Here is a 24,976-nt window from a genome sequence, read left to right as displayed (position 1 = left end):
CTACCGATCGCTTGCCTGGCCTAGTATGACGTGGCCGCCCGGCAAGCTTGCGCCACAACCATTGATTTCCCCCTATCTTCAGGAGTACCCGATCATGATGTTGCAAAACCCTGCTTCCAAATACCGCGCCTTTCCACCCGTCAAATTGACCGACCGCCAATGGCCGAACCAGATCATCAGCAAACCGCCTATCTGGATGAGCACAGACTTGCGCGACGGCAACCAATCCTTGATCGAACCGATGAGCGCAGAAAAGAAGCTGCGGTTTTTCGAGATGTTGATCGCCATCGGCCTGAAGGAAATCGAAGTGGGTTTTCCATCGGCATCGCAGACCGATTTCGACTTCGTGCGCAAACTCGTCGATGAAGGCCGCATCCCGGACGACGTCACCATCATCGTGCTGACGCAGTCGCGTGAAGAATTGATACGCCGCACGGTGGAATCGGTCGTCGGCGCCAAGCGCGCCATCGTCCACCTGTACAATTCCGTGGCGCCCGTGTTCCGCAAGGTAGTGTTCGGCATGTCGCGCGAGGAAATCACGCAAATCGCCACCACCGGCACCACCCTCGTGAAACAGCTGGTGGCGCAGCACCCGCAAACGCAATGGGGCTTTGAATACACGCCGGAATCGTTCTCCACCACGGAACTCGATTTCTCCAAGCATATCTGCGACGCCGTCAGCGCCATCTGGAAGCCGACGCCGGCCAACAAGATGATCATCAACCTGCCATCGACCGTAGAGTGCAGCACGCCCAATGTGTATGCGGACCAGATCGAATGGATGTCGCGCAAGTTGGCGCGCCGCGATTCCATCATCATCAGCGTGCACCCGCATAACGATCGCGGCACGGCAGTCGCGTCGGCAGAACTGGCAGTCATGGCCGGCGCCGACCGCGTGGAAGGCTGCTTGTTCGGCAATGGCGAACGCACCGGCAACGTCGACCTGGTGACCCTGGCGATGAACTTGTACACGCAAGGCGTGCACCCGGGCCTCGATTTCTCCGACATCGACAGCGTGCGCAAGTGCGTGGAAGAGTGCAACCAGTTGCCCGTCCACCCGCGCCACCCATATGCGGGCGACTTGGTCTTCACGGCATTCTCCGGTTCGCACCAGGATGCAATCAAGAAGGGTTTTGCCAAGCAACAAGCAGACAGCATCTGGGAAGTGCCGTACTTGCCCATCGACCCGGCCGACCTCGGTCGCAGCTACGACGCCGTGATCCGCGTCAACAGCCAGTCCGGCAAGGGCGGCATGGCGTATTTGCTGGAACAGGAATACGGCCTGGTCTTGCCGCGCCGCTTGCAGATCGAATTCTCGCGCGCCGTGCAAGCCGTAGCCGACGCTACGGGCCGCGAAATCGCCGCGCACGATATCCATGCCATCTTCCAGAACGAGTACCTGCTGCAGACGACGCCGTACGCCTACGCTGCACACCGCATGGTGGAAGACACCAGCAGCGATGAATCGGTGCAGATCGATATCAGCCTGTCGCACCGGCAGACGCCATTGGCCCTGCAAGGCGGCGGTAACGGCCCCATCGATGCCTTCGTCAATGCACTGGGCCTGGACATCAAATTGATGGATTACCATGAGCATTCGATAGGCTCGGGTGCCAATGCGCAGGCGGCTTGCTACGTGGAATTGCGCCTCGATAACGGTCCGACCCTGTTCGGCGCCGCCATCGACAGCAATATCGTCACCGCCTCGTTCAAGGCCGTGCTGTCGGCCGTGAACCGGCGCCTCGCGCAGACGGAAGCCGAAAAAATAACAACGGCTGAGGTGGCCGCAAGCGCCGCCTGAGTCCGACTCGGACCTTCAGCATAGGAAAAAAAGCGGCAAGGCTTGATCGCCGTGCCGCTTTTTCATTTCTCTTGGGCAATTAGTAGTGCAAAACAAGTATTACCGACCATATAATCGTTTCATAAAAAGACCAGCGGAGACAGATCTAAAAGATTAGCTACCGAGGGAATGAGTATGAAATTAACGAATATGAAGATAGGCGCGCGCCTGGGTGCCGGTTTTGGTGTGGTGCTGCTGCTGATGGCAGTGCTGGTAGGCACGGGAATGCTGCGCCTGGAAAAGATCGGCGGGCTCAGCGAGTCCATCATCGAAAATGACTGGGCCAAGGCCGATGCCATCGCCACCATTCGCAGCGCCACGCGTTCGAACGCAGCGCTCGTGCTGGAACTGTTCATCCACGCCGATGCGGCCCGCGCCGACGCCATCCACGGTGAAATCGATGCCAATAAAACCATCATCAGCGATGCGCTGGCCATCCTCGATCGCCTGATCGTACTGCCTGAAGGCAAGGAACTGCTGGCCACCCTGAAGCAGCAGCGCAAAGCCTATGTCGCCTCGTTCAGCCAGACCGATAAGTTGCTGCTGGCAGGGCAGCGCGCGGAGGCGGCCGTGCATGTGCGCGACGACACCCTGCCCGCCCTGAACCGCTTGCAAAAAACGGTGAACCAGATGAACGAACTGCAGCGCGCAGTGGTCATGCATGGCGGCCAGCAAATCGAGCAAAATATTTCAGCGGCGAATGTGCTGATGGCCAGCCTGGGCACGGCCGCCCTGCTGCTGGGCGTGCTCTTCGCCTGGTGGGTCACGCGCTCGATCACCACGCCGATTGCGTATGCCTTGCGCGTGGCGCAAGCCGTGGCGGCAGGCGATCTGAGCAGTAAAATCGTGGCCGATGGCAACGATGAAACGGGCCAGTTGCTGCAGGCGCTGCACGCCATGAATACCAACCTGGCGACCCTCGTGGGCCAAGTGCGCAGCGGTACGGGTACGATCGCCGTGGCGTCGAGCCAGATTGCCAGCGGCAACGCCGACCTGTCGGCCCGCACGGAAGCACAGGCCAGCGCGTTGGAAGAGACCGCCTCGTCGATGATCGAACTGACGAGTACCGTGCGCAGCAACAGCGACAATGCGCGCCAGGCCGACAGCTTGGCGCGCTCGGCATCCGACATCGCTCAGCGCGGCGGCACGGCCATGGCGGACGTCATCGGCACCATGGATGCCATCAATGCCTCCTCGCGCAAGATCGTCGACATCATCGCCGTCATCGACGGCATCGCTTTCCAGACCAATATCCTGGCCCTGAACGCGGCCGTGGAAGCGGCCCGTGCCGGCGAACAGGGACGCGGCTTTGCGGTCGTCGCGTCCGAAGTGCGCAACCTGGCGCAGCGCTCGGCAGCAGCGGCCAGGGAAATCAAGGAACTGATTGCCGACTCCGTCAACCGCGTAGGACAGGGCGCGCAACTGGTCAGCCAAGCGGGCGTCACGATGGAAGAAGTGGTAGCCAGCGTAGGCCGGGTCAGCGCCATCGTCGGCGAAATCAGCGTCGCCAACCACGAGCAGAGCGAAGGCATCGAGCAAATCAATGCCGCCATCATGCAGATGGATCAGACGACGCAGCAAAACGCGGCCCTGGTCGAGGAGGCGGCCGCAGCGGCGGCAGCCATGCATGTACAGGCGGGCGAACTGGAAACCCTCGTCAGCCAGTTCAAGCTGGAACAAAACACCTGCAGCAAAGCACCGTCTCTCGCTGCGCGCTGCGTTCCACGCTTGCAGTCGGCAAACTATGCCACTTGACGCGCCAGGCGGATGCCGGAAAATTGCCAGCGTGCACCAGCCGGGAAGAAATTGCGGTAGCTGGCGCGCGCATGGCCAGCCGGCGTGGCGCACGACGAGCCGCGCAGCACATACTGGTTCAGCATAAACTTGCCGTTGTATTCGCCTAACGCGCCCGGTGCGGTGCGGTAGCCGGGATAAGGCGCGTAGCTGCTGCTGGTCCACTGCCAGCAGTGGCCAAACATTTGCCGCAGTCCTGCCCCCGGTGCAGCGGCGGCCGGCTGCAGCTCGCCGAGCTCCACGGCAATGCGTTGCGCCGCCACCTCCCACTCCGCTTCCGTCGGCAGACGCGCGCCGGCCCAGTGCGCGTAGGCATCGGCCTCGAACAGCGACAAGTGCGTGGCTGGCGCCTGCAGGTCGAGCCGGCGCAAGCCAGATAAAGTAAATTCCTGCCATTGCCCCGCCTCGTCGCGCTGCCAGTACAGCGGACATTCCAGCTGCCCGCTACGCACCCAGTCCCAGCCTTCGGCCAGCCACAGATGCGCCGTGCGGTAGCCGCCGGCCTCGATGAAGGCCAGATAATCGCCATTCGTCACCAAGGCACTGGCCAGCTCGAACGGCGCCACGTATTGCCGATGGCGCGGCAATTCATTATCGAAGCAAAAACCATCGCCCGCATGGCCGATCTGCGCCAAACCGCCGTCGAAGGCGAGCCAGGCCGTGGGCTGGGCATGTGCTTGCACTGGCGCCACGACCTTGTCCGGCGCACTGTTTAAATCGGCGCGATCCAGATAAGCGGAATCCAGGTAAGCGGGAAATAGCGCGCTCTGCGCCAGCAGGTGTTTCACGTCCGTCAACAGCAATTCCTGGTGCTGCTGCTCGTGTTCGAGGCCCAGCGCCAGCAGCATGGTCAGCCGTTCGCGCGCGTCGCGCGCCAGTTCGCTCCCCAGCAAGCGGGCGATGCGCGCATCGACATCGCTCCGGTAGGCGCGCACTTGGGCCATGCCGGGGCGCGTCAGCAAGCCCCGCTGCGCGCGTGGATGCTTCTCACCTACGCCGTTGTAGTAGGAATTGAATAGTACGCGAAAGGCCGGGTGAAACGGCGCGAACGCCGCTTCCATGCTTTCCAAGATAAACGTTTCGAAGAACCAGGTGGTGTGCGCCAGATGCCATTTCACGGGACTGGCGTCCGGCATCGATTGGGCGCCGCAATCCTCGTCGGATAGAGGTTCGGCCAACCGCAGCGAGTGCTGGCGCACCTTGTTGTAATGATCAATCAGCATCTGTTTCCTTCTCAATCCCGGATCACGCGCGCGTAAATCACGGCAAACCATTGCTGCGGGTCGGTCCAGACTTGTACGGTGGAAAAGCCGGCCTGCTCGAGCAAGCCGACGAAGCTGGCGCGCGTATATTTGTAGCTGTCTTCCGTATGGATGCGTTCACCTTTCGCGAAGCGCCGCTGGCCACCTTTCCAGTGGACAACTTGCTCGCTGCGCGCCTCCAGGTGCATCTCGACACGGCGCTCGTCGGCATTGAAAAAGCCATGATGCTGCCACGCGCGCACGTCGAAGTCCGCGCCGATGAGGCCGTTCACATGGCGCAGCATGTTCAGGTTGAAGGCGGCCGTGACGCCCAGCGCATCGTCATAGGCAGCATCGAGAATGGCGTCGTCCTTGATCAGGTCCACGCCGATCAGCAAGCCGCCATCGCTGTCCGCATTGGCGCGCAGGCGACGCAGGAAGGCGGTCGCTTGCTCAGGAGCAAAGTTGCCGATGGACGAGCCTGGATAGAAGAACAGGCGCCGCGCCGCGCGCACGCTGTCGGGCAAGTCCAGGCGACTGGAGAAATCCAGGCCCAGGCCCGTCATCTCGATGTGCGGGAAGCGCTGCTGCAAGCGGCTCAGCGATTCACTGAGGAAATCATAGGAAATATCCACGGCCACATACTGGACCGGCTGCAGTAGCGGGAACAGGCCAGCGGCCTTGGCGCAATTGCCGGCACCCAGGTCGATCAGCGTGCTGCCGGGCGCCACGGCATGCGCGATCTCGGCGCCGTAGCGGGCGAAGATGGCCGCTTCGGTGCGCGTCGGATAGTACTCGGGCAAGGCGCAGATGGCTTCGAACAGTTTCGAACCCAACGCGTCGTACAGGTACTTGGGCGAGGTCCAGGCATCGCGCGCCAGCAGACCGCTGCTGATCTCGACTATCGTGGCAGGAGTGGCGCTGGCCACTTGGACGTTGCTGGCGAGATACAAATCTGACTGCTGTTGCGCGAGTGGCAGGATCATGGGCTGGCGTCGTTTCTCAAGGTTCACGAAAGGGTTGCAGGGCTGGCAGCCGGCATGCGCCCGTGCTGCCTGCTACCGCGCAGAGCATGGCATGGCATGGCGGGCACCATCTGCGATGATTTTTCTCATCATAGCGCAATGCGTATATGACAGACGTGCGACAGGTAACTTAAGGTCAAACTGGCAGTGCGCACTCAAAACTGCTAATGCCCAGCAAAAATGATAATCCTGTCGTATACTACACGTTGCCGGCCAAATAATCCGCGCCCCTTTGCAGCTCCCAGGCCCCCTCTCCCCCGCGTGCCTCACTTTACGATCGCCATTTACACCATGCTTGAATTGCGCCATCTGTCGAAGTCCTATGCCCATGCCCGTCCCGTGCTGGCCAACATTTCCTGCCGCTTCAAGGCTGGGGAATTCATTGCCATCATGGGTGATTCGGGCGTCGGCAAGTCGACCTTGCTGAACCTGATCGCCGGCCTCGATACGCCCGATGCGGGTGCCGAAGCGCAGCCTATCCTGGTGGACGGCATAGCCATGTCCGGCCTTGATGACGCCGCCGCCACCCGGCTGCGTCGGGCCCGCATGGGCTTTATCTTCCAGGCCTTCCATGTCTTGCCGCACCTGACTCTGCTGCAAAACGTGGCACTGCCGCTGCTGCTCAACGGCATGCCCCAGGAGCGCGCCGCCAGCATGCTCGAAGCGGTCGGTCTGGGCGGACGCGGCGGTGACTTTCCGCAGCAACTATCGGGCGGCGAAATGCAGCGCGTGGCCATTGCCCGCGCGCTCGTGCACAAGCCGGCGCTGGTGCTGGCCGATGAGCCCACCGGCAACCTCGACCCGGATACGGCACACAGCATACTGCTATTGCTGCGCGCCGAAATCAAGGCCAACGGCAGTTGCGCGATCATGGTCACGCATTCGCTGGCCGCCGCCGAAATGGCGGACAGAACCATGATTCTGACCAAAAACGGCTTACAGAATGCAACGATCACCTAGCAAATTGATCAAACACTCAGTTAATTTAACTGACCATCTTTCACAAGTTTTGTTATCGTAGTATTATTGAAAAAACCTGCATTGTTATTAATTTTGCAACGCAAACGCTGTCACCTCAGGCAGACAGCCATACTGCGATGACAAACGACAGCCGGGACCGCATACAGTGGTTTCGTCCCTTGCATAACCTGAAGGAGGAGTAAATGAACGTTCGGCAAAAGAAGCTGGAAATGATTGAAGCGATGAACCGGGCGCGCGCGCTCGAACCATCGAGTTTTGTGCCCAACAAGCTGCTCGATACCCTCATCGAGAAGATGAACCTGAAAAATGATGCGGAACTGTGCCGTGTTCTGGAAGTCCAGCCTCCCATCATCAGCAAGATTCGTCACGGCAAACTGTCGGTCGGTGCAACGATTTTATTGCGCATGCATGAAAAATCGGAAATCACCATCCGCGAACTGAAGGAACTATCGGCCACGCCTATCCACTGATACACCTGCTGTTGTCATGCCATGCCAGGCACCCAGGTCCCCGGCGCCATGAACTTTTGCCATGAAATTCGCGTAGTTGGCTCAACGTACAACATCCGAGCACGATAGCGAAGAGACCCAGCCCAAACCATGCTGACCGTTTCTCTGCCCACCCGCTCCAGCATCCCCCCTCTCCTTTCACTGCGCATGGCCTCCCTGCTTGCCAGCATGTCGAGCCAAACTTAATCTGATACAAGCCGCATACTCGCTGCACCTGTCACGGCCAGCTTGTCAGCAGTGATCTGCGCCGCATAGCGAGCACCGCTCCCGCACCGCCAGTGCAGCGCCCGACGCTCACGCGCGCGCCGCGCTGACTGCGCGAACTGCCGCTACCCTACAGTACGGACACCAGCTGGCGCAGCGCCGTGCAGGCGCTGACCAGCCACTGCAGGCCTCACTGTCGAGTATCAGCCAGGCACCACGCCGTAATGGCGCGCATAGCGCTCGTCCAGGTTCGCCAGCGGCATCATCATGAACATGTCGGCGCTTTCGAAATCAGGATCCCACGCCGGTTCGCCGCAAATCCAGGCACCCGAACGCAAATAACCCTTGATCAGCGGCGGCACCTGCGGCTTGTGCGCCGCTTCCACCTGATGGATAGGGAAAGGCAGGTGTGGCGTGACGCGGTATTCGCTTGGGGCCATGTGTTTTTCGGCCAGCGCCTGGTACACGGCAACGGCGTTATGCCCACCGTCAGCCAGGCTGATGCTGGCGCAACCGACGAGGTAGTCGCAGCGCTCGCGGCGCATGTACTCGGCCAGGCCCGACCACAGCAGCATGATGACACTGCCGCCCCGGTACTTGGGATGGATGCAGGCGCGGCCTGCCTCGACCATGCGGCCGCGCAGATTCTTCAGGCGACTCAGGTCGAACTCGTTTTCCGAATACAGCCGGCCGATCTTGGCCGCCTTGGCCGCGCTCAGCACGCGATAGGTACCCACCACTTTCAGGGTATCGGCATCGCGCACGATCAGATGATCGCAATGCGCATCGAATTCATCGCTATCGAGGCCATCGGCATTGGCCAGCGACGTCAAGCCCATCGTCTCGATAAATACCTTGTAACGCAAACGCTGTACTTCACGCAATTCCGCCGCTGTTGTGGCTTGGCTTAGCACCAGTTGGACCGGCCGGGCCTTGGCTTCCTTTGACGCGCTAATATTTTGCATGGTTTCATCCCCTGTGAACAAGACAACTCCAGCGTACTTGCTTAATATGTCAGGAAAATGACAGCCAAATGTCATTTCTATGACGCAAGTAAATGCCATGCGGGAAGCGTGCATCATTACCACAGTCGCCGCGCAGGAAGCCATGCTGAACGCAAGGGAAGCACCGCACATTACGCCCTGCACGGGAAGCGGGGAGCGTGCCAGTGCGGCGCCAGCGTAGTGAACTTACAGCGTGATACCGGGGGTGTAGTCGACGAAAGCATCCTGGCGGCAGAAGCCAACGAGCTTCATGCGCGCCTGCGTGGCAATGGAAATAGCCAGCGAACTGGGCGCGGAAATGGTCGCCAGCAAAGGGATCTGCATGCGCGCCGCTTTGCGCGCCAGCTCATAACTGCCGCGACTCGACAGGAACACGAAGCCGCGCCGCATATCGGTGCCGCTCAATGCCAGATGGCCTATCAGTTTATCGAGGCCGTTATGCCTGCCGATATCCTCGAACAGGTGCACGATATCGCCATCCGGCGTGCACCACGCGGCAGCATGCACGCCGCCGGTGGCCAACATCAGTACCTGGTGCTCGCGCAAGCCATTCGATGCGCGCGCCAACGCGACGGGCAGGTTGACCTTGATCAGCGCCGGCGGCAGCGCTTCGGGCTGCAAGTCGAGCATGTCGATGCTGTCGATGCCACACACGCCGCAGCCGCTGCGGCCCGTCAGCGCGCGGCGCCTGTCTTTCAGGCGCACGAAATCTTCCTGTGCAATGGTCAGCGCCACTTCGGCGGAATCAGGGCGCAGGAACACTTCGCAGTCGAAGATGGCACTGGCAGAAGCGACCACGCCTTCGGTCAGCGCGAAGCCGTACGCGAACGCTTCGAGGTCGCGCGGCGTAGCCATCATGACAACATGAGATATGCCATTGAAGACCAGCGCGACGGGAATTTCCTCGGCGACATGGTCGATGGCATCGGTGGACTGGCCCGCGCGGTGGCGGACGATAGCGCGCTCGACGAAGCCGGCGCGTTCACTACTGGTTTCTTCTGACATGGCAACCATGGGGGAACTATCACAGCCCTCATGGTAAACCAGAATCGGCAAGCGGGGGCGCGAAGCCCTCCGCGCGCGTCATCAATCCTTCTTCGGACGGCCCGTTTTCAGCTGCGGCAAACTGGCCAGCACGCTTTGCAGGGTCGCCAGGTCGATCTGGCTGATCAGGGCAACGCCGATGCGCAGCAATTCGCTTTTCTTGATCTCGAAACCAGCCTTCAGGCAAACTTTCTTAACCTGACCCAACACTTCGTATTCCGCTTCCGGCATGGTAAAGCTATCGCGCACCAGTTTCGGCTTGCGGGCCTTTTCCTTCACGGCGACGACCTTGGCAAGCGGTGCTTTTTTCGCGGCCGCCGGCTTGACAGCGGCTTGCACTACCGGCTTGGCGACAGCCTTGGTGACCGGTTTGGCCGCCGCCTTGGTGGCAGGCTTGGTGGCAGGCTTGGCAGCGGCTTTGGCGACCGGCTTGGCGACCGGCTTGGCAACAACCGCCTTGGCCACTGGCTTGACGACGGAGGCCTTGGCAACGGCAGGCTTGGCTGCGGCGGGCTTGGCCACTACTGGCTTGGCGGCAGCTTTTGCCACCGGCTTGGCGAGCGGTTTCGCGGCAGGCTTGGCAGCCGGTGCGGCCTTGGCTGCTGCCGCATTGATCGAGGCGCTGGTGGGGAACATCGATACGGGCGCGCTGTCGGTTTTTTGCACTGGAACAGTTTTCGTCATGGTTTTTCCAATCTAATAAATAATATAAACAATATATACTTTTTTCTAAAATCTTGCTTGCCAAACATCAAGCCATGCCTATGGCATCGCTGCCTAGGTGCTGGCGCGGATGGTAAAATCAACCCCGACTTCATCCCAGAATTCCTGTTCCTTTTCAATCCAGAACGACACGGTGGGATGGTGCGCTACCCAGTCGCGCTTGATGTCAAGCTCGATTCGGCTTTTCATACGCAGGCGCAGTTCGCTAAAATCGGCTTCGATACGCGCATGCATCAGCAGAATCGACAGACGCAGCGCCAGCACGGCCTTGGCGAAATCAGGGTCGGACAACACTTCGCCGATCTTGCGCAAATTGCCCTTCTGCGCCAGGATCAAGCGGCTCATGGTCTTCTGTTCGCGCGTGGTAAAACCGGGCAAGTCCGCGTTTTCCACGATGTAGGATGCGTGCTTGTGGTAGCCCGTCTGCGACACGGCCAGACCCACTTCGTGCAGCAGACTGCTCCAGCGCAGGCATTTCACCAGGGCCTCGGAGGTGGGCTTGAGCTGCGCATACATGGCCAGCGCCTGCTCGGCCACGCGGCCGGCGCGCTGCTGATCGATATGAAATTTCTCCATGCAGGACTGCACCGACTGTTCCCGGCGGTCGCGCTTGGTCGAGCGCAGGTACAGGTCCCACATCACGCCCATGCGCAGACCCGCCTCGATCGGCGTCATGACGGGAATGGCCAGTTCGCGGAACAAGCCGATCAAGATGGCCAGGCCACCGACGATGGTGCTGGCGCGATCGGGGCGCAAGCCAGGCATGTCAATGCGGCTGGTATGGCCGATTTCGATGAAGCGGCGCACCAGCGCATCGAGGCTGGCGCCGGACAGCAAGCCATCGCCCAGTTTATTGCGGGCGATAATGTCGGCGATGGTGCGGATGGTGCCAGAAGAACCATAGGCCGTCTTCCAGTGCTGCGGATGATACGGCGGAGCGGCATCCTCGAAATGGCTGCGCGCAGACAGGATGGCCGCCTCGAACGAGGGCGCGTCGATGCGCCCGCCAATGAAGAACGACAGGCTTTGCTTGACAGTACCGAGGCTGAACGATTCGACGCGCTCGATATCGTTGCCACGCCCGAGTATCAGTTCGGTCGAGCCGCCGCCGATATCCATCACCAGTCGGCGTTCGCCAGGAATGGCCAGCGCATTGGCCACGCCCATGTAGATCAAGCGTCCCTCTTCCTCGCCAGAAATAATCTCGATCGGGTAGCCGATGGCTTGCTCGGCCAGTGGCAGGAAGACCGCACCGTTGCGCGCCACGCGCATGGCCGAGGTGGCCACCACGCGCACGGCATCGAGTTCATAGCCGGCGAGGATGGCGCGAAAGCGCTGCAAGCAGGCCAACGCGCCCTGCATGGCGGTCTCGGTCAAGTCGCCATTGGCGTCCAGGCCGGCGGCCAGGCGTATCGGGTCGCGCACGCTCTTGACCACGCGTATGGTGTCGCCATCATGCTTGCCGACGTGTAAACGAAAACTGTTGGACCCCAGGTCCACCGCTGCATACATACTTGCCTCTTGTCTTGTCATTGCCGTGCCAACTGAAAAAGTTGGCAAACTCAGTTGCTAAACTATATAAATCATTTAAACGATTTAAAAATCCTACCACACTACCCCCATCGTATGACAGCGGCGTGACAGGATGGTGACAAAACAGCGGCCCACTGCCGTACTTATGGCACGATAGTGGTAAATAGATACACGGCAAAAATCACCAGGTGCACCGTGCCCTGCATCACCGTGGTGCGCCCCGTGCCCAGGGACAGGGTGGCCACCATCAGCGACAACAGCAACAGCACCGTCGATTTGATATCGAGTCCCAGGGTGATCGTCAGGCCCGTGGCCAGCGACACCACGACCACGGCGGGAATCGTCAGGCCGATGCTGGCCAGGGCGGAGCCGAGCGCCAGGTTCAAGCTCGTTTGCAAACGGTTGGCGCGCGCCGCGCGCACGGCGGCCAGGCCTTCGGGCAACAGCACGATGGCGGCGATGACGATGCCGACCAGGGTCTTGGGCGCGCCCATGGCGGCAATGGCCGTCTCCAGCGCGGGTGCCAGCGACTTGGCCAGCAATACCACGGCGCCCAGGCATACCAGCAGCGCGCCGGCGCTGACCCAGGCGACAGTGGGCGTGGGCGGTGCCGCATGCACCTCTTCATCGCCGACCGCTTCCTCGGGCAGGAAGTAATCGCGGTGGCGCACCGTCTGCACCAGCACGAACGTGCCGTACAAAACCAGCGAGATGACGGCGATAAAAATGAGCTGGCTGGAGTTATAGTACGGGCCGGCGGCGCTGGAGGTGTAATTGGGCAGCACCAGCGTCAGGATAGCGATGGCGGCCAAGGTGGCCAGCGACGCGCTCACGCCGAGCAGGCCGAAGCTCTGCTCGCGGTGGCGTCCAGCACCCAGCAGCAGGCAAATGCCGACGATGCCGTTCAAAATGATCATGATGGCGGCAAACACCGTGTCGCGTGCCAGTCCCGTCGTTTCCGGCCCGCCGGCCAGCATCAGCGAGACGATCAGCGCCACCTCGATCAAGGTCACGGCGAGCGCCAGCACCAGCGTGCCATAGGGTTCGCCGATGCGGTGCGCCACCACTTCTGCGTGGTAGACGGCGGCCAGCACGCTGCCGATCAGGCCAGCGACCAGCAAGATCTGGTAAGCGCCAGCGACATTGAATGTGGCACCGAACAGTAACAGCCAGCCGACAAGGGGCGCGGCAAGCGGCCATACAGGCAGGGATTTGAGCATTTTCATGATAGGCCTGGCAAGAGTAAAAAAGGGAACTGCAGTGCGGACGAGCAGAGAGACCCTGGCGTGCATGGCGTAGCATAACTTGCTTGGCTTAAATAACAGTTAGGCAATGCCTACCTCGCGGTGCCCACGCCTTGCGCCTCGCTCACCGTGCTGCAGTGCAGCTACCCGCTAGCCATAACTATAGTACCTTTGGTAACATAAGCGTGTAATTTGCTTGTCTTTTTGCTTGCACAAGCGATGCTATTGCAGGGCACGCTCTCGCGGCAATGAGCAAAGACAAGGCATGAACCGGAATAAACAAGGACAGGCCATGAATCGAGCAAGCAGCGCAGCTATACGCAGCGCATTATTTTTCTTCGCCAGCAGCATCCTGTGCGCTGGCGCACAGGCAGGCACGCAATCGCCCCCCGAGGACGCTGGCGAAGCACAGGCGCACGCTGTGGAGCTGATAGAGCTGATGGAGCTTGATGCAGACTGGGCCAACCCGCCTGAGCCGGCCACCGAGTCAAGGTGGCAAGACAGCCTGCCGCCCGCACCGCCGGTGACGCCACGCGAGGAAAAAATCTTACCCAGAAGCGCATGGTTTCACGTGACACCGATGAAGGCACCAGACAGGCGCTGCGATCCCGGCCTCGACGCCTTGTTCTTGAGCAAGGAATGCGGCAAGGAGCCCAGCTGGCTGGGGTCGCCCAGAAAATAGCCGCACTACACGTCCAGCGTGCTGCTACCCTGCGCCTCGACCACCGCGTTGCGGCCCGCCTGCTTGGCCGCTTGCAGCGCCTCGTCGGCGCGCTTGAACAGGCTGACGCTGCTGTCCTCGGCGCGGATGGTCGTCACGCCCAGGCTGGCTGTCAGCTGCAGCACGGCGCGCTCCGTCTTGACGGGCAGCGCTTCGATGGCAGCGCGGATGCGCTCGGCCACCATCAGCGCATCGGCCAGGGTCGTGCGCGGCAGCTGGATAGCAAATTCGGCGCCACCCAGGCGACCCATCAAGTCACTGTCGCGCAGTTGCTGGCGACAAATATCGACGATCGCTTTCAGCACCGCGTCGCCGACCGGATGGCCGTAGCTGTCGTTGACGCGCTTGAAATGGTCGATATTGAGCACCACCAGCGCCGTCGGCAAACCTGGCCGGCGCGCCAGCGCCATCCACGGCGCCAGCGCCTGGTAAAAGCCGCGCCGGTTCGGCACGCCCGTGGCCGCGTCGAGCACTTCCAGGCGCGCCAGTTCGCCGCCCAGTTTTTCACGCGACAGCAACAGATAGCCGAAGGCATTCGTCAGCATCATCAGGTACAGGGCGCCGAAACCGGCCAGTTGCAGCAACCCGGCGTCGACATCCGGCACGGCAGCGGCGAGCATGCCGCGCGCGGCGATCAGCAGCGACAGCAGGCCCATGCTGACAACGAGGAAGCGGCGCAGCATGCTCGCCTCGCGCCATTGGAGGCTCAGCGCGGCCACGCCAGAGAGGAAAAAGCCCGCCACGATCAGCGAGCCGCCGGCGCTGCGCAACAGCGGCGCGACGTCAAACAGGTAGCCGGCGGCAAACAGCGCTAGCGACAGGCCCAGTGCCGGCAGCATGGTGCGGCGCCAGCCACTGCGTCCGGCCGCCTGCCACAGCGCGCCCGCGTCGAGCGCCATGCCGGCAAACAGCAGGCTGTTGCCCAGCAAGATGGACAGCACATCGGGCAGCACGCCGCGGAAATACAGCAAACACCAGGCTACGGCCTGGCATTGCTTGGCCACCGCCCAGGTGGACATGCTGAGCGACTTCTTGCGCTCGTATTCAAAGAAGAACAGGGCCGCGCACAGGCTGAGATTGCCCAGCGCCAGGGCCAGTACCAGGGTCTTGATATCCATGGGCTACGCTATCGATGCGCAGGCGCAGCGCGCCAGCTCAGATTTCGTGTTCGACATTCGTGCTGCCGTCGCCGACCTTGCTGGACCACGCCTGCACGAAATACTGCTTTTCCATGTCGCTGGGCGCCTCGTGCCAGAACACGATGAGGGTGCCCTTGTGATCGTGGATCTGCGCCACTTTTTCAATCAATCCGACATTGGCGGCCACGTCGGCCAGCGCCGCCGCGTAACCATACACGCGCGTCAGCCGCTCGATGCGGTCAGGCTCGGTCAAACTGTTCGTCGCGGTAATGATGGGGTGGTCTAAAAACATGCTTGTCTCCATGGTGCCCGACTGCGCGGCCGAACCGCCGCGTGCCGTAGAGCGCCTTGCGCTGCGCCTGAAGGCGAGTCGGACGGCAGGCGGCAAGCTCGCCTATGCCGTCTACGGACGCTCGGTGCGAATTAATCGGGTATGCTCATGGGGAGCTTATCAGATTTCTCTGAATGCAACAAAGCATCTCCCCCAGCCCACTCAGCGAACCCGTCCTATGTCGCATAGCAAATTACCTGCCGTAAGCGCGCCTCAGGTGCATACCTGCGGTGACCGGCGCCGCCTGGAATTCCAGCCCGGCATGATCCAAAGCGAAATGCTGCTGTCGCGCCCCAACCACCTGCTGCTGCGCTATGCGCGCGCCATGATGTGCTTCACCCTGTTCGTGCCGCGTCCCAGGCACATTGTGATGGTGGGACTGGGCGGCGGCTCGCTGCTGAAGTTCTGCCACCGCTACCTGCCCGAGGCACGCATCACGGTGCTGGAATTGCGCGCCGACGTGATCGCCCTGCGCGAGCAGTTCATGCTGCCGCCCGACGATGCACGCCTGCGCATCATCGAAACGGACGCCGTCAACTATATCGCCAAGCATCCAGGCTGCGCCGACGTACTGCTGCTCGATGGCTACGACGAAACGGGCCTGCCGCCCGCACTCGGCAGCGCACGCTTCTATGCGGACTGCCTGCGCGCCCTGCTGCCCGGCGGGGTGCTGGTGGCTAACCTGTTCAGCTATGACGAGCACTACCGCGCCATGCTCGCGCGCCTGAACCTCACCTTCAGCGGCGCCGTGTGCCACTTCGACGGCATCGCCGGCAATAATCGCATTATCTTCGCCGCCAGGCCCGACCAGCTCGGGGCGGACCGTGCCTTGCGCATGGTGCGCTTGGTGCGCTAACGGCGGGTGTGCGGCCTGGCTTTCCTGAACCGCTTGCTGCCCGCATGGCAATTGTGGCGTGTGCGCAGGCAGTCGGGCGCGGGCGGCGACTGACAGCGGCCTTCCAGCAGCGTCGATGCTGTTGCTAATTCACAGCAATTTGGTGCAAAATCAGTATCATGCATGTAGTTTATGACAGACTACGGCCTGCGCGGGGCCGGCAGGCGTCGCACCATCGAAGTGTCCATGAAGTGAGATAGGAAAAACCATGCTGCGTGGCCGCCTGCCATTGAAGATTTCTGCCGCTGCAGCGCTGACCTTTGCCTGCGGTATCAGCATCACCGCAGCGCTGTTCGCCGCCATCAGCGAACTCGAATACGACAAAATGAGCCTGAGCCTGCAGCAACGCGCCGGCGCGCGCGTGGCCGCCATCGAGCAGGGACTCGACGACGCGGTCGAGCTGCTGACCACGACGAACCAGCTGTTTGCCGCAGTGCCACAGGTCACGCGCGCACAATTCCAAGACTTCGCCACGCCGCTGCTACAGCGCCATCCTTTCATTCAGGCCTTCAATTTCCACCGCTTCTTGCCGCACGCACAGCGCGCCGCCTTCGAGGCCGAGCTGCGCCAGATTGTGCCCGATTATGCCATGACGGAAATGCGCGATGGCATCGTCGTGCCCGTCACGACACGCGCCAGCTACCTGGTGGTGGACTACCTCGTCCCCTTGCACAGCAACCGCGCCGCCTTTGGCCTGGACGTCAGCCAGAACAGCTTGCTGGCGCAAGCGTTGGAGCAGGCCATCATCAGCGGCCAGACCACCGCCAGCGGCCTGCTGACTCTGGCGCAGGGGCCGCAACGGGGCTTCCTCATCCTGCGTCCCGTGTACCGCCACGGCGCGCCCCTGCAGACGCTGCAGCAGCGGCGCGCGGCGCTGATCGGCGATACGGCCGTCGTCGTGCGCGCAGACGAACTGGTACAGAAAATCCTCGCCGGAGCCGACTTGCTGGGCGAGCCGCAGCTCGCGCTGAGCGTCTATGCCGACGCTAGCGCAGACCCGCGCCAATTAATCTTCGGCCATGGTCAGGCGCCCGCCGATGCAACGTCCGGAACCTGGCAGTCGCTGCCGCGCTGGCTGCAATTTCCCTATCACAGTCATTATGAGCGAAGCTTTGCTTGCGCCGGTCGCTCCTGGCATGTGCGCGTGGAGGCCCATCCACGCCCCTTCCTGGCCGACCACCTGGGCTCCCTGCTCACCCTGATCACGGGCTTGCTGTTCAGCGTGCTGACGGCAGCGTTCGTGCAATCGCTGACGCAGCGCTCGCGCCGCGTGCAACTGCTGGTGGAACAGCGCACGACCGACCTCAAGCGCAGCAATGAGCTGCTCAGCGCCGACGTGCGGGCGCGCAAGCAAACGGAGCGCGCCTTGCGGGAAAGCGAAAAACGCTTCCGCCGGCTGCTGGCACTGTCCTCGGACTGGTACTGGGAACAGGATGCCAACTTCTGCTTCACCCACATCACCAGCGGTTTCTCGGACAAGTCGAACATGCCGCTGGAACGCTTCATCGGCATGACGCGCTGGGACAACAACCCGGAGATGCGCAATTCGCGCTGGGGCAAGCAGCATATCGCCTATCTGGAATCGCACCTGGCCTTCTCCAACCTCGAATATGCAATGAAAGACCGCAATGGCCAGCTGCGCTGGTTCAGCGTCAATGGCGAACCGCTGTTCAACGAGCTGGGCGAATTTCGCGGTTACCGGGGCACGGGGTCCGAAATCACGGAACGCAAGCTAGTCGAGCAAAAAATCCAGCACATCGCCCACCACGACGTGCTGACGGGCCTGCCTAACCGTGCCCTGCTGCGCGACCGCCTGGCGCAGGCGATGGCCCTGTCGCGGCGCAAGAACCGCGCGCTGTGGGTGCTGTTGATCGATCTCGACCGTTTTAAATTTGTGAATGACAGCCTGGGCCACAAGGCCGGCGACCTGCTCCTGAAAACCATCGCCGCACGCCTGCAGACCAGCCTGCGCGAAAGTGATACTGTGGCGCGCCTGTCGGGCGATGAATTCGTCGCCATCCTCAGTGAACAGGCCGACGAAGTGCTCAGCGACGCCATCGTGCAGCGCCTGATGCATGCCGTGGCCCAGCCGGTATTGCTCGACGGCAAAGAATTTTTCGTCACTTGCAGCATCGGCGTGGCCGTCTACGACATGTCGCGCTACGACGCTCCCGGCGACGTGACCTTGCATGGCGAGACGCAGAACCTGATCGAGCAAGCCGACATCGCCATGTACTGCGCCAAGAAACAGGGCCGCAACAACATCAAGTTCTATACCACAGCCATGAACCAGGCCACGCTGGAGCGCCTGCGCATCGAGACGGCGCTACGCAACGCGCTCGAGCGCGAGCAGTTCGTGCTGCATTACCAGCCGCAGGTGGACCTGGCCAGCGGGCGCATCGTCGGCGTGGAAGCGCTGCTGCGCTGGCAGCACCCGGAGCTGGGCATGGTGGCGCCGCAGCGCTTCATCGCGCTGGCAGAAGATACGGGCCTGATCGTGCCGATCGGTGCCTGGGTCATGCGCCAGGCGTGCGCGCAGGTGAAAAGCTGGCATGCGGCGGGGCTGGACAAGCTGCGCCTGGCCGTGAACCTGTCGGCGCGCCAGTTCAATGAACCGAACCTGGTCGCCTCGATCGCCGAAGTGCTGCTCGAAACGGACCTGCCGCCCGCCTGCCTGGAACTGGAATTGACGGAAAGCCTGTTCATGCACGACGTGGCGCTGGCGGTCAGCCAGCTGCACGACATGAAGGCACTGGGGGTGCAACTGTCGATCGACGACTTCGGCACCGGCTATTCGAGCTTCGCCTACCTGCGCACCTTCCCCATCGACGTGCTGAAGATCGACCGTAGTTTCGTCGGCGACGTGGCGCGCGATGCCGACGATGCGGCCATCGTCGTCTCCATCATCGCCCTGGCGCACAATTTGAAACTGCGCGTGGTAGCCGAAGGCGTGGAAACGGCGGAACAACTGGACTACCTGCGCCAGCACGGCTGCGATGAAGCGCAAGGCTATTATTTCAGCCACCCGCTGCCCGCACACGAGGTGGAACTGCTGCTGCGCAGCGACATCAACGTGGCCGCCTGAGCGGGCATCTCGCTCAAGCAAACTCACAGGCATGGCAGCAGTTGCGGCGTGCCAGCGACGCTACTGCTTGAATTCCAGCGAGAAACTGAAAGGCACCACCATCGCGCAGGGATGGCCCGCGCATCGGCCCGGCGAATATTTGGCGAGCATGAAGACAGATGCCGCCAGCTTGCCAGCCTCGCTGTCGGGACTTTCCAGCACGACGACACTCTGTGGCACGCCATTTTCGTTGACACTGACATTGGCGCGCAATACGCCGGTGATGCCCGCATACGAAATCATATGGCGCATGGCGCGCGACACGAACGACAAGCCCTTTTCCGGATAGGCCGGCACATCATCATCCTGCAACAAGGGGTAGCGGCGTTTGACGAGCATTTGCTGCTCGAGTGTCAATTCGGCATACGATTTTTCCGGCGGTACGGCATGGCCGCTACTGACAACGGGCGCAATATTCGAGCCGATATATGCGTCTTTCTGCTTGATGTCATACAGCCTCGGTGTCGCAGAAGCCTCCGGCTGCTGCGTCAGCTGAAAGCTGCCATTGAAGCGTGCCTTCAGCACTTGTCCGTTCGGATATAGTATTTCGCCGTCCCCCAGAGGATTCCCTTCGTGCCATGCGCCCCGATAGACGCCGCCCAACGCAAATGTCATGCTGCCGCTGCCTTCCGGACCATTCTGCCAGCCGCCCTCATAGCGGTCGCCATTTCGCGCTATCACCGTCACTGCACCGGCTGGCGCATCGCGCTCGAACGTGGCGGTCATCTTTGCCTTGTCCGCAAAGACGATCAGGCCAGGACCTTCAAGCATGCCGTTCCGATAGCTGCCTTGGTGCAGGCTGCCATCCGCCCACTGCGCGATACCTTCACCCTGCGGCTGGCCCTCGCTCAGCGTCCCTTCATAGCGTTCCGTTGCCTTGCCGTCCTTGCTCCATTGCAAGGCACCGGGTCCGCTGGCATAGCCTTCCTTGCAGGCGCCACTCCAGTACGCCGCTTGACCGGCAACCCGCGCATGCTCGGCAACACGACAATCGGCCTTGCCGGCGTAATTGATCTCAGCGGCGCCGGCACTGGACGCACACAGCAAGACAATCAGGAAAAATAGCCTTTTCATTTCATCCTTGGAATGTTTTTGATTGCCATAGGCTAACATGCCAGATTTGATGGAAAATACGCGTTTTCTCACGCAGCGCACTGCAGCTGCCGCCGCACGCTATAGCGCAGGCAGCCTCACCAGGACCTCAAGTTCCTCCCAGCTTCCGTGCGGACCCCAGCCGGCCAGGAACGCGTCGACATCGAGCTTACTGGCAACGTCGGTCTGCGCCTCTGCTTGCTCCCACAGCGCGTCGCACTCCTAGCAGACCATCACCTGCTGCCCCGTTTTGCGGATGGTTGCGTGCAGCAGGTCGCCATATTGGCCGCAAGTCGGACACTGCATGCCGCTGTCCATGGCTACAGCTTCTGCCGGAGGAATTCGAGGAAACAGCGGATGCGCAGCGCCTGCTGCGTATTGCGCTCATACACGGCGTCGATCTGCTGGCGATAGCCGGTGTAAAACGGCTGCAGCACCTTGACCAGGCGGCCGGCCGCGATGTCAGCCTGCGCCATGAAGTCGGGCAAGCAGACGATGCCCTGGTCGTGCAGCGCCAGCTGGCGCAGCGTTTCTGCACTGGTCGCGGCCAGCGCAGGCACGGTCTGCAGGCTGTTGCCGGCAGCGTGGCGCAGCGGCCAGTGATTGCCCCGTTCATCTTGCGCAAAACCCAGCAGGGCATGGCCGGACAGCGCTTCCGGCGTGCCTGGTACGCCGTGGCGCGCCAGGTAGGCGGGCGTGGCCAGCACGTGCAGGGGACTGGCACTGAGCGCTCGCGCATGCAGGCTCGAATCGACGGGCGCGCCGATGCGAATAGCGATATCGGTGCGCTGTGCGAGCAGGTCGGCGATCTGCTCGTTGCTGCTCAGCTCCAGACGGATCTCAGGGTACATGGCGCGAAACTCGGCCACGTGGGGCACCACGCAATGGAACATGAAGGGCGAGGCGGCATCCACGCACAGGCGCCCAGCAGGCTTCTGGCGGCGGATGCGGATCGATTCCTCGACGTCTTCCATCGAGGCAAGGATGGCGCGCGCCTTGTCCAGAAATAGCTGCCCCTCTTCCGTCAGCTCCATGCGCCGCGTGGTGCGCGTCAGCAGCGAGGTAGCCAGCTTGTCTTCCAGGCGCGACAGCGCGCGGCTGACGCCCGAGGTGGTTTGCCCCAGATGCACGGCGGCCGCGCTCAGGGTGCCGCTGTCGATGACGGTGACGAAGATTTTCAGGTCGTCCGAATTGATATCCATTGCTGCCTTCTTATTACACACATTATTGCCGGAATTTCACAGATCCCGGCATTATAATAGAATCACGGCAACAATCAGGGCGATAGGCAAGATCAGGCAACGTAGAACAAAATGGCGATAAAATGACAGCTACTGCCAGCCAGCACGCATAGGTGCCAGATGCCGTGACCATGGCGCAGCTTGTGGTCGGTGGCATAGAAAACGATACCGCCCGTGTAGCACAGCCCGCCGGCCACCAGCCACAGGAAACCGTTCCACTCGAGCGCCGCCAGCAGCGGCTTGATGCCGATGACGATCAGCCAGCCCATGGCCACGTAAATCACCAGCGACAGGATGCGCGCGCCTTTCGCGTACACATATTCTTGCACGATGCCAAACAGGGCCAGCGCCCAGACGACGCCGAACAGCGACCACCCCCATGGCCCGCGCAGGGTCACCAGCATGAACGGCGTATAGGTTCCCGCGATGAGCAGGTAGATGGCACAGTGGTCGAGCCGCTGCAGCACAGCCTTGGCCTTGCCGCGCACGCTGTGGTACAGGGTGGAAGTGAGGTACAGAGTCAGCAGCATCGCCGCATACACGCTGCAGCTGACGATTTTCCAGGGGTCGCCCGCGCGAGCTGCGGCGGCGACCAAGATGACGCCGCCGATGGCCGCCAGCGCGGCGCCCAGCATATGGGAAATACTATTGAACCGCTCACCGTGGTACATGCTTGACCGCCCGCTGCGTTAAAAAACGCTCATCGTACACGCTTGGGGAGATCTCGGTGCGCGGTTTGCGCAAGGCAGTACCGCTAAAAACCGGGGCGCATGCAGTTGCCGCCCCGTTTATTGCGGCTCAGCCTATCAAGCCGCTTCCGCCTTCTTGCGCGCGGGACGGCGTGCCGGGGTCTTGCGCGGCGCCTTGGCCGGCTTGGCTTCCGCCACGAGCGCCACTTCCAGCGGCGCCATTTCGACGACAGGCGCCGCTTCAAGTACGGCGTCAAGCGCCTTCTTGACCGGCTTTTTCGATGCTGCCGCCTTGCGCGCCGGCGTGCGCGGCTTGGCCTTGGTCTTCGCTTCGGCAACAGTTTCGGCGACCGTTTCCACGACCACCTCGGCTACTGGCTCGGGCGCTGCTGCCACCTCGACTGCCTCGGCACGCGCTTCGCGGGCGCCATCGCCATTCTTGCGGCCACCACGGCCATTACGGCGCGAACCGCGCTTGGCGCTGCCTTCTTCTGCCACCACCTCGGTTACCGCTTCGACTACTTCCTGCGGCGCTTCCTGCGACGCTTCCGGCTGCACTTTCGGCTGTGATGCCGGCACAAACTGCTCGGTGACAGCCGCTTCGGCCTCGGCCACCGGCACGAAGGCCTGTGGCGCTTCGCCGCGGCGATGTTCATTCTGCTTGCGGCCACCACGGCTATTGCGGCGCGCATCGCGGCGGCTACCGCCTTCGCGATGGTTGCCCTCTTCCGCCGTCACGCCAGTGTCGCCACTGGCAGTGGACTCGCTGACTGTCTGCGTGTTCGCGGCAGCCGGCGCGGCTACCAGGGCGCTGCTGCGGTAGACATAGGCACCCGATTTCTCGTCGCGGCCAAATTCGAGCAAGCCGCGCGTCTGCGCTTCTTCCAGCAAGTTGCCGAAGGTACGGAAACCATAGTAAGACTCGCTGAAGTCCGGTTTGCGGCGCTTGATTGCTTCTTTCAGCATCGAAGCCCAGATCTTGCCGCTGTCGCCGCGCTCGGACACCAGCGCGTCGAAGGTTTCGACGGCCATGTCGATCGCTTCGGTCTTGCGCGACTCGTATTTTTCCTTGCGGCGTACTTCTTCGTCGGGCGAACGCTTGACGGCTGCAGCCGGGCTTTCGCGCGCATCGCGCTTGGCGGCAGTGCGGCGGCTCTCGCGCACCAGGTCATCGTAGAAAATGAACTCATCGCAGTTCGCTACCAGCAGGTCGGAGGTTGACTGCTTGACGCCCACGCCGATCACCTGCTTGGCATTTTCGCGCAGCTTCGACACCAGCGGCGAAAAGTCGGAATCGCCGCTGATGATGACGAAGGTATTCACATGCGCCTTGGTGTAGCACAGGTCCAGGGCGTCGACCACCAGGCGGATGTCGGCAGAATTCTTGCCGGACTGGCGCACATGGGGAATTTCGATCAACTCAAAGTTCGCCTCATGCATGGTGCCCTTGAAACTTTTATAACGGTCCCAGTCGCAATAGGCCTTCTTGACCACGATGCTGCCCTTGAGCAGCAAGCGTTCGAGGATGGGCTTGATATCGAATTTTTCGTAGTTTGCATCTCGCACGCCGAGCGCGACGTTCTCGAAGTCGCAAAACACGGCCATGCTGAGGTTTTCTGGGGATGACGCCATAAGGGTGAATTCTCGCTCGATAATAAGGGCTGACGGAAGGCGCAACGCCTCCCTTTTCGCCTAGTATATTCGCCCATCGCCCGTTTCGGCGACAACTATCGTGCGCGGTACGCCTATTGCGCATGGTCAGCGGCGTTTGCACTGGTGCTGGCGCGTAAGCCGGCGACGCTTTCAGGGGCCGACAAGGAAAACTGAGCAGAAAACCGGGGAAACAGGGCGTAACAGGTGGAACAAGAGTAAACTAGCGGCATTCTGAAGGAGCCGTCATGTCCATATCCGCACTCACCACCGGTACCTCGGGGCTGACCGCCAACCAGCGCGCGCTGGACGTGGCCGCCAATAATATCGCCAATGCGAATACGCCGGGCTTCCAGCCACAATCGGCCAACTTCCAGGAAACCAGCCCGGCCGGCACCGGCGTCACCCTTTCCGTCGAAGGGCGCAAACTGGCCGCCAGCGAGAGCGTCAGCGGCGCCAATGCGACTGCGGCCAAGGCCGCTGAAAGCAAGCCCAACGGTGTGGGCCTGGCATCCGAACTGACGGATAACCTTGTCTACAAGGCTGGCTTCAACCTGTCGGCAAATGTCGTCAAGGCGGCCGACCAGGCCTTGGGCAGCCTGATCGACGTCAAGACCTGAACCGCGCAACTATCAACACAATAGTTTAATTTCTCCTCTCCAGCGCCAGCCAGTCGGCGACACCGGCGTTTTCCCCGCGCACATCCATAACGCCAGCCCGCGCATGCAGGGCAAGGACGCCCTCGCCTGCCGCGCATCACTGCACGGCTTCGCGCAACAATTGCTCCCCCGCGCCAACTGCTGCACAAATGCGCGCCGGTGCGGCATCAGCAAAGTCGCGCGCGAGCCCAATCTCAGGCCTTTTTCATGCAGCGCAGCATTTCGCTGTGCGAACGGACGTTTCACAAAACGGTTGACTTGTACGCTACGGCTAGGCAAACTCACTTCGGGGA

Annotated in this window: 21 protein-coding genes; 8 read left to right on the top strand and 13 right to left on the bottom strand. The window is 61.7% G+C overall.

Annotated elements, in window-relative coordinates; translation table 11 throughout:
* The first annotated feature begins 94 nt into the window (after nucleotides 1–94).
* Nucleotides 95–1,801, top strand: coding sequence for a 2-isopropylmalate synthase (leuA, locus tag ACQ4V8_RS13950; protein WP_010397223.1), 1,707 nt, complete (start codon nucleotides 95–97; stop codon nucleotides 1,799–1,801).
* Between the two features lie 174 nt (nucleotides 1,802–1,975).
* Nucleotides 1,976–3,595 (top strand): methyl-accepting chemotaxis protein, encoded by a 1,620-nt coding sequence (locus ACQ4V8_RS13945; protein WP_436571678.1) that lies wholly within the window; start codon nucleotides 1,976–1,978, stop codon nucleotides 3,593–3,595.
* Here the strand turns inward: ACQ4V8_RS13945 and egtB are convergent.
* Both egtB and egtD read right to left on the bottom strand, forming a co-directional pair.
* Nucleotides 3,583–4,857, bottom strand: coding sequence for an ergothioneine biosynthesis protein EgtB (gene egtB, locus ACQ4V8_RS13940; RefSeq protein ID WP_010397219.1), 1,275 nt, complete (start codon nucleotides 4,855–4,857; stop codon nucleotides 3,583–3,585). The two genes, ACQ4V8_RS13945 and egtB, sit on opposite strands and share 13 nt — an antisense overlap.
* 11 nt (nucleotides 4,858–4,868) lie before the next feature.
* Nucleotides 4,869–5,861: an L-histidine N(alpha)-methyltransferase gene (egtD, locus tag ACQ4V8_RS13935; protein ID WP_436571677.1), complete on the bottom strand. Its 993-nt coding sequence runs from the start codon at nucleotides 5,859–5,861 to the stop codon at nucleotides 4,869–4,871.
* 330 nt (nucleotides 5,862–6,191) lie between these two features.
* Here egtD and ACQ4V8_RS13930 point away from each other — a divergent pair, with 330 nt between their 5' ends.
* Nucleotides 6,192–6,860, top strand: a complete 669-nt coding sequence (locus ACQ4V8_RS13930; protein ID WP_010397215.1) for an ABC transporter ATP-binding protein — start codon at nucleotides 6,192–6,194, stop codon at nucleotides 6,858–6,860.
* A gap of 203 nt (nucleotides 6,861–7,063) precedes the next feature.
* Nucleotides 7,064–7,351, top strand: a complete 288-nt coding sequence (locus ACQ4V8_RS13925) for a hypothetical protein (protein ID WP_010397214.1) — start codon at nucleotides 7,064–7,066, stop codon at nucleotides 7,349–7,351.
* A gap of 446 nt (nucleotides 7,352–7,797) precedes the next feature.
* On the opposite strand, the gene ACQ4V8_RS13920 is transcribed toward ACQ4V8_RS13925, so the two are convergent.
* The 5 genes from ACQ4V8_RS13920 to ACQ4V8_RS13900 form a co-directional block, all read right to left on the bottom strand.
* The gene (locus ACQ4V8_RS13920) at nucleotides 7,798–8,559 is read right to left on the bottom strand and encodes a GNAT family N-acetyltransferase (RefSeq protein WP_010397212.1); all 762 of its coding nucleotides are present in this window, start codon (nucleotides 8,557–8,559) and stop codon (nucleotides 7,798–7,800) included.
* 225 nt (nucleotides 8,560–8,784) lie between these two features.
* Complete coding sequence (gene fdhD / locus ACQ4V8_RS13915) at nucleotides 8,785–9,603, bottom strand: formate dehydrogenase accessory sulfurtransferase FdhD (protein WP_029496329.1); 819 nt, start codon at nucleotides 9,601–9,603, stop codon at nucleotides 8,785–8,787.
* 81 nt (nucleotides 9,604–9,684) lie between these two features.
* Nucleotides 9,685–10,326, bottom strand: coding sequence for a hypothetical protein (locus tag ACQ4V8_RS13910; RefSeq protein WP_436571676.1), 642 nt, complete (start codon nucleotides 10,324–10,326; stop codon nucleotides 9,685–9,687).
* 93 nt (nucleotides 10,327–10,419) lie between these two features.
* Complete coding sequence (locus tag ACQ4V8_RS13905) at nucleotides 10,420–11,877, bottom strand: Ppx/GppA phosphatase family protein (RefSeq protein ID WP_010397206.1); 1,458 nt, start codon at nucleotides 11,875–11,877, stop codon at nucleotides 10,420–10,422.
* Between the two features lie 164 nt (nucleotides 11,878–12,041).
* Entirely contained in the window at nucleotides 12,042–13,124 is a 1,083-nt protein-coding gene (locus tag ACQ4V8_RS13900) for a calcium:cation antiporter (RefSeq protein WP_010397204.1), read from the bottom strand.
* 310 nt (nucleotides 13,125–13,434) lie between these two features.
* Here ACQ4V8_RS13900 and ACQ4V8_RS13895 point away from each other — a divergent pair, with 310 nt between their 5' ends.
* Nucleotides 13,435–13,824 (top strand): hypothetical protein, encoded by a 390-nt coding sequence (locus ACQ4V8_RS13895; protein ID WP_142303345.1) that lies wholly within the window; start codon nucleotides 13,435–13,437, stop codon nucleotides 13,822–13,824.
* Nucleotides 13,825–13,829: 5 nt separating this feature from the next.
* Here the strand turns inward: ACQ4V8_RS13895 and ACQ4V8_RS13890 are convergent, their stop codons facing one another.
* Complete coding sequence (locus ACQ4V8_RS13890) at nucleotides 13,830–14,981, bottom strand: GGDEF domain-containing protein (protein ID WP_436571675.1); 1,152 nt, start codon at nucleotides 14,979–14,981, stop codon at nucleotides 13,830–13,832.
* 37 nt (nucleotides 14,982–15,018) lie between these two features.
* Nucleotides 15,019–15,294, bottom strand: a complete 276-nt coding sequence (locus ACQ4V8_RS13885; RefSeq protein ID WP_010397197.1) for a hypothetical protein — start codon at nucleotides 15,292–15,294, stop codon at nucleotides 15,019–15,021.
* 217 nt (nucleotides 15,295–15,511) lie between these two features.
* Here ACQ4V8_RS13885 and ACQ4V8_RS13880 point away from each other — a divergent pair, with 217 nt between their 5' ends.
* A complete protein-coding gene (locus ACQ4V8_RS13880) occupies nucleotides 15,512–16,189 on the top strand; it encodes a spermine/spermidine synthase domain-containing protein (RefSeq protein WP_436571674.1) in 678 nt (225 codons plus the stop codon).
* Between the two features lie 247 nt (nucleotides 16,190–16,436).
* The gene (locus ACQ4V8_RS13875) at nucleotides 16,437–19,313 is read left to right on the top strand and encodes a bifunctional diguanylate cyclase/phosphodiesterase (protein ID WP_436571673.1); all 2,877 of its coding nucleotides are present in this window, start codon (nucleotides 16,437–16,439) and stop codon (nucleotides 19,311–19,313) included.
* A 60-nt stretch (nucleotides 19,314–19,373) separates the two neighbouring features.
* Here the strand turns inward: ACQ4V8_RS13875 and ACQ4V8_RS13870 are convergent, their stop codons facing one another.
* The 4 genes from ACQ4V8_RS13870 to ACQ4V8_RS13855 form a co-directional block, all read right to left on the bottom strand.
* Nucleotides 19,374–20,426: a hypothetical protein gene (locus ACQ4V8_RS13870; protein WP_436571672.1), complete on the bottom strand. Its 1,053-nt coding sequence runs from the start codon at nucleotides 20,424–20,426 to the stop codon at nucleotides 19,374–19,376.
* A 338-nt stretch (nucleotides 20,427–20,764) separates the two neighbouring features.
* Nucleotides 20,765–21,646 (bottom strand): LysR family transcriptional regulator, encoded by an 882-nt coding sequence (locus ACQ4V8_RS13865; RefSeq protein WP_436571671.1) that lies wholly within the window; start codon nucleotides 21,644–21,646, stop codon nucleotides 20,765–20,767.
* A 92-nt stretch (nucleotides 21,647–21,738) separates the two neighbouring features.
* Complete coding sequence (trhA, locus tag ACQ4V8_RS13860; RefSeq protein WP_010397187.1) at nucleotides 21,739–22,356, bottom strand: PAQR family membrane homeostasis protein TrhA; 618 nt, start codon at nucleotides 22,354–22,356, stop codon at nucleotides 21,739–21,741.
* A 135-nt stretch (nucleotides 22,357–22,491) separates the two neighbouring features.
* Entirely contained in the window at nucleotides 22,492–24,006 is a 1,515-nt protein-coding gene (locus tag ACQ4V8_RS13855; protein ID WP_436571670.1) for an NYN domain-containing protein, read from the bottom strand.
* Nucleotides 24,007–24,272: 266 nt separating this feature from the next.
* Between ACQ4V8_RS13855 and ACQ4V8_RS13850 the strand changes: the two genes are divergently transcribed.
* Entirely contained in the window at nucleotides 24,273–24,644 is a 372-nt protein-coding gene (locus ACQ4V8_RS13850; RefSeq protein ID WP_196856013.1) for a flagellar basal body protein, read from the top strand.
* Nucleotides 24,645–24,976 lie beyond the last annotated feature (332 nt).

Origin of the sequence: Janthinobacterium paucivorans, from assembly GCF_051380805.1 — a bacterium.
Classification (GTDB): domain Bacteria; phylum Pseudomonadota; class Gammaproteobacteria; order Burkholderiales; family Burkholderiaceae_D; genus Janthinobacterium; species Janthinobacterium lividum_D.
This window is presented reverse-complemented; position numbering and strand designations above follow the sequence as displayed.

Excerpts from the sequence above, each read along its gene's own strand:
- leuA (WP_010397223.1), top strand. The coding sequence starts at position 95 with ATGATGTTGCAAAACCCTGCTTCCAAATACCGCGCCTTTCCACCCGTC.
- ACQ4V8_RS13945 (WP_436571678.1), top strand. The coding sequence starts at position 1,976 with ATGAAATTAACGAATATGAAGATAGGCGCGCGCCTGGGTGCCGGTTTT.
- egtB (WP_010397219.1), bottom strand. The coding sequence starts at position 4,857 with ATGCTGATTGATCATTACAACAAGGTGCGCCAGCACTCGCTGCGGTTG.
- egtD (WP_436571677.1), bottom strand. The coding sequence starts at position 5,861 with ATGATCCTGCCACTCGCGCAACAGCAGTCAGATTTGTATCTCGCCAGC.
- ACQ4V8_RS13930 (WP_010397215.1), top strand. The coding sequence starts at position 6,192 with ATGCTTGAATTGCGCCATCTGTCGAAGTCCTATGCCCATGCCCGTCCC.
- ACQ4V8_RS13925 (WP_010397214.1), top strand. The coding sequence starts at position 7,064 with ATGAACGTTCGGCAAAAGAAGCTGGAAATGATTGAAGCGATGAACCGG.
- ACQ4V8_RS13920 (WP_010397212.1), bottom strand. The coding sequence starts at position 8,559 with ATGCAAAATATTAGCGCGTCAAAGGAAGCCAAGGCCCGGCCGGTCCAA.
- fdhD (WP_029496329.1), bottom strand. The coding sequence starts at position 9,603 with ATGTCAGAAGAAACCAGTAGTGAACGCGCCGGCTTCGTCGAGCGCGCT.
- ACQ4V8_RS13910 (WP_436571676.1), bottom strand. The coding sequence starts at position 10,326 with ATGACGAAAACTGTTCCAGTGCAAAAAACCGACAGCGCGCCCGTATCG.
- ACQ4V8_RS13905 (WP_010397206.1), bottom strand. The coding sequence starts at position 11,877 with ATGTATGCAGCGGTGGACCTGGGGTCCAACAGTTTTCGTTTACACGTC.
- ACQ4V8_RS13900 (WP_010397204.1), bottom strand. The coding sequence starts at position 13,124 with ATGAAAATGCTCAAATCCCTGCCTGTATGGCCGCTTGCCGCGCCCCTT.
- ACQ4V8_RS13895 (WP_142303345.1), top strand. The coding sequence starts at position 13,435 with ATGAATCGAGCAAGCAGCGCAGCTATACGCAGCGCATTATTTTTCTTC.
- ACQ4V8_RS13890 (WP_436571675.1), bottom strand. The coding sequence starts at position 14,981 with ATGGATATCAAGACCCTGGTACTGGCCCTGGCGCTGGGCAATCTCAGC.
- ACQ4V8_RS13885 (WP_010397197.1), bottom strand. The coding sequence starts at position 15,294 with ATGTTTTTAGACCACCCCATCATTACCGCGACGAACAGTTTGACCGAG.
- ACQ4V8_RS13880 (WP_436571674.1), top strand. The coding sequence starts at position 15,512 with ATGTCGCATAGCAAATTACCTGCCGTAAGCGCGCCTCAGGTGCATACC.
- ACQ4V8_RS13875 (WP_436571673.1), top strand. The coding sequence starts at position 16,437 with ATGCTGCGTGGCCGCCTGCCATTGAAGATTTCTGCCGCTGCAGCGCTG.
- ACQ4V8_RS13870 (WP_436571672.1), bottom strand. The coding sequence starts at position 20,426 with ATGAAAAGGCTATTTTTCCTGATTGTCTTGCTGTGTGCGTCCAGTGCC.
- ACQ4V8_RS13865 (WP_436571671.1), bottom strand. The coding sequence starts at position 21,646 with ATGGATATCAATTCGGACGACCTGAAAATCTTCGTCACCGTCATCGAC.
- trhA (WP_010397187.1), bottom strand. The coding sequence starts at position 22,356 with ATGTACCACGGTGAGCGGTTCAATAGTATTTCCCATATGCTGGGCGCC.
- ACQ4V8_RS13855 (WP_436571670.1), bottom strand. The coding sequence starts at position 24,006 with ATGGCGTCATCCCCAGAAAACCTCAGCATGGCCGTGTTTTGCGACTTC.
- ACQ4V8_RS13850 (WP_196856013.1), top strand. The coding sequence starts at position 24,273 with ATGTCCATATCCGCACTCACCACCGGTACCTCGGGGCTGACCGCCAAC.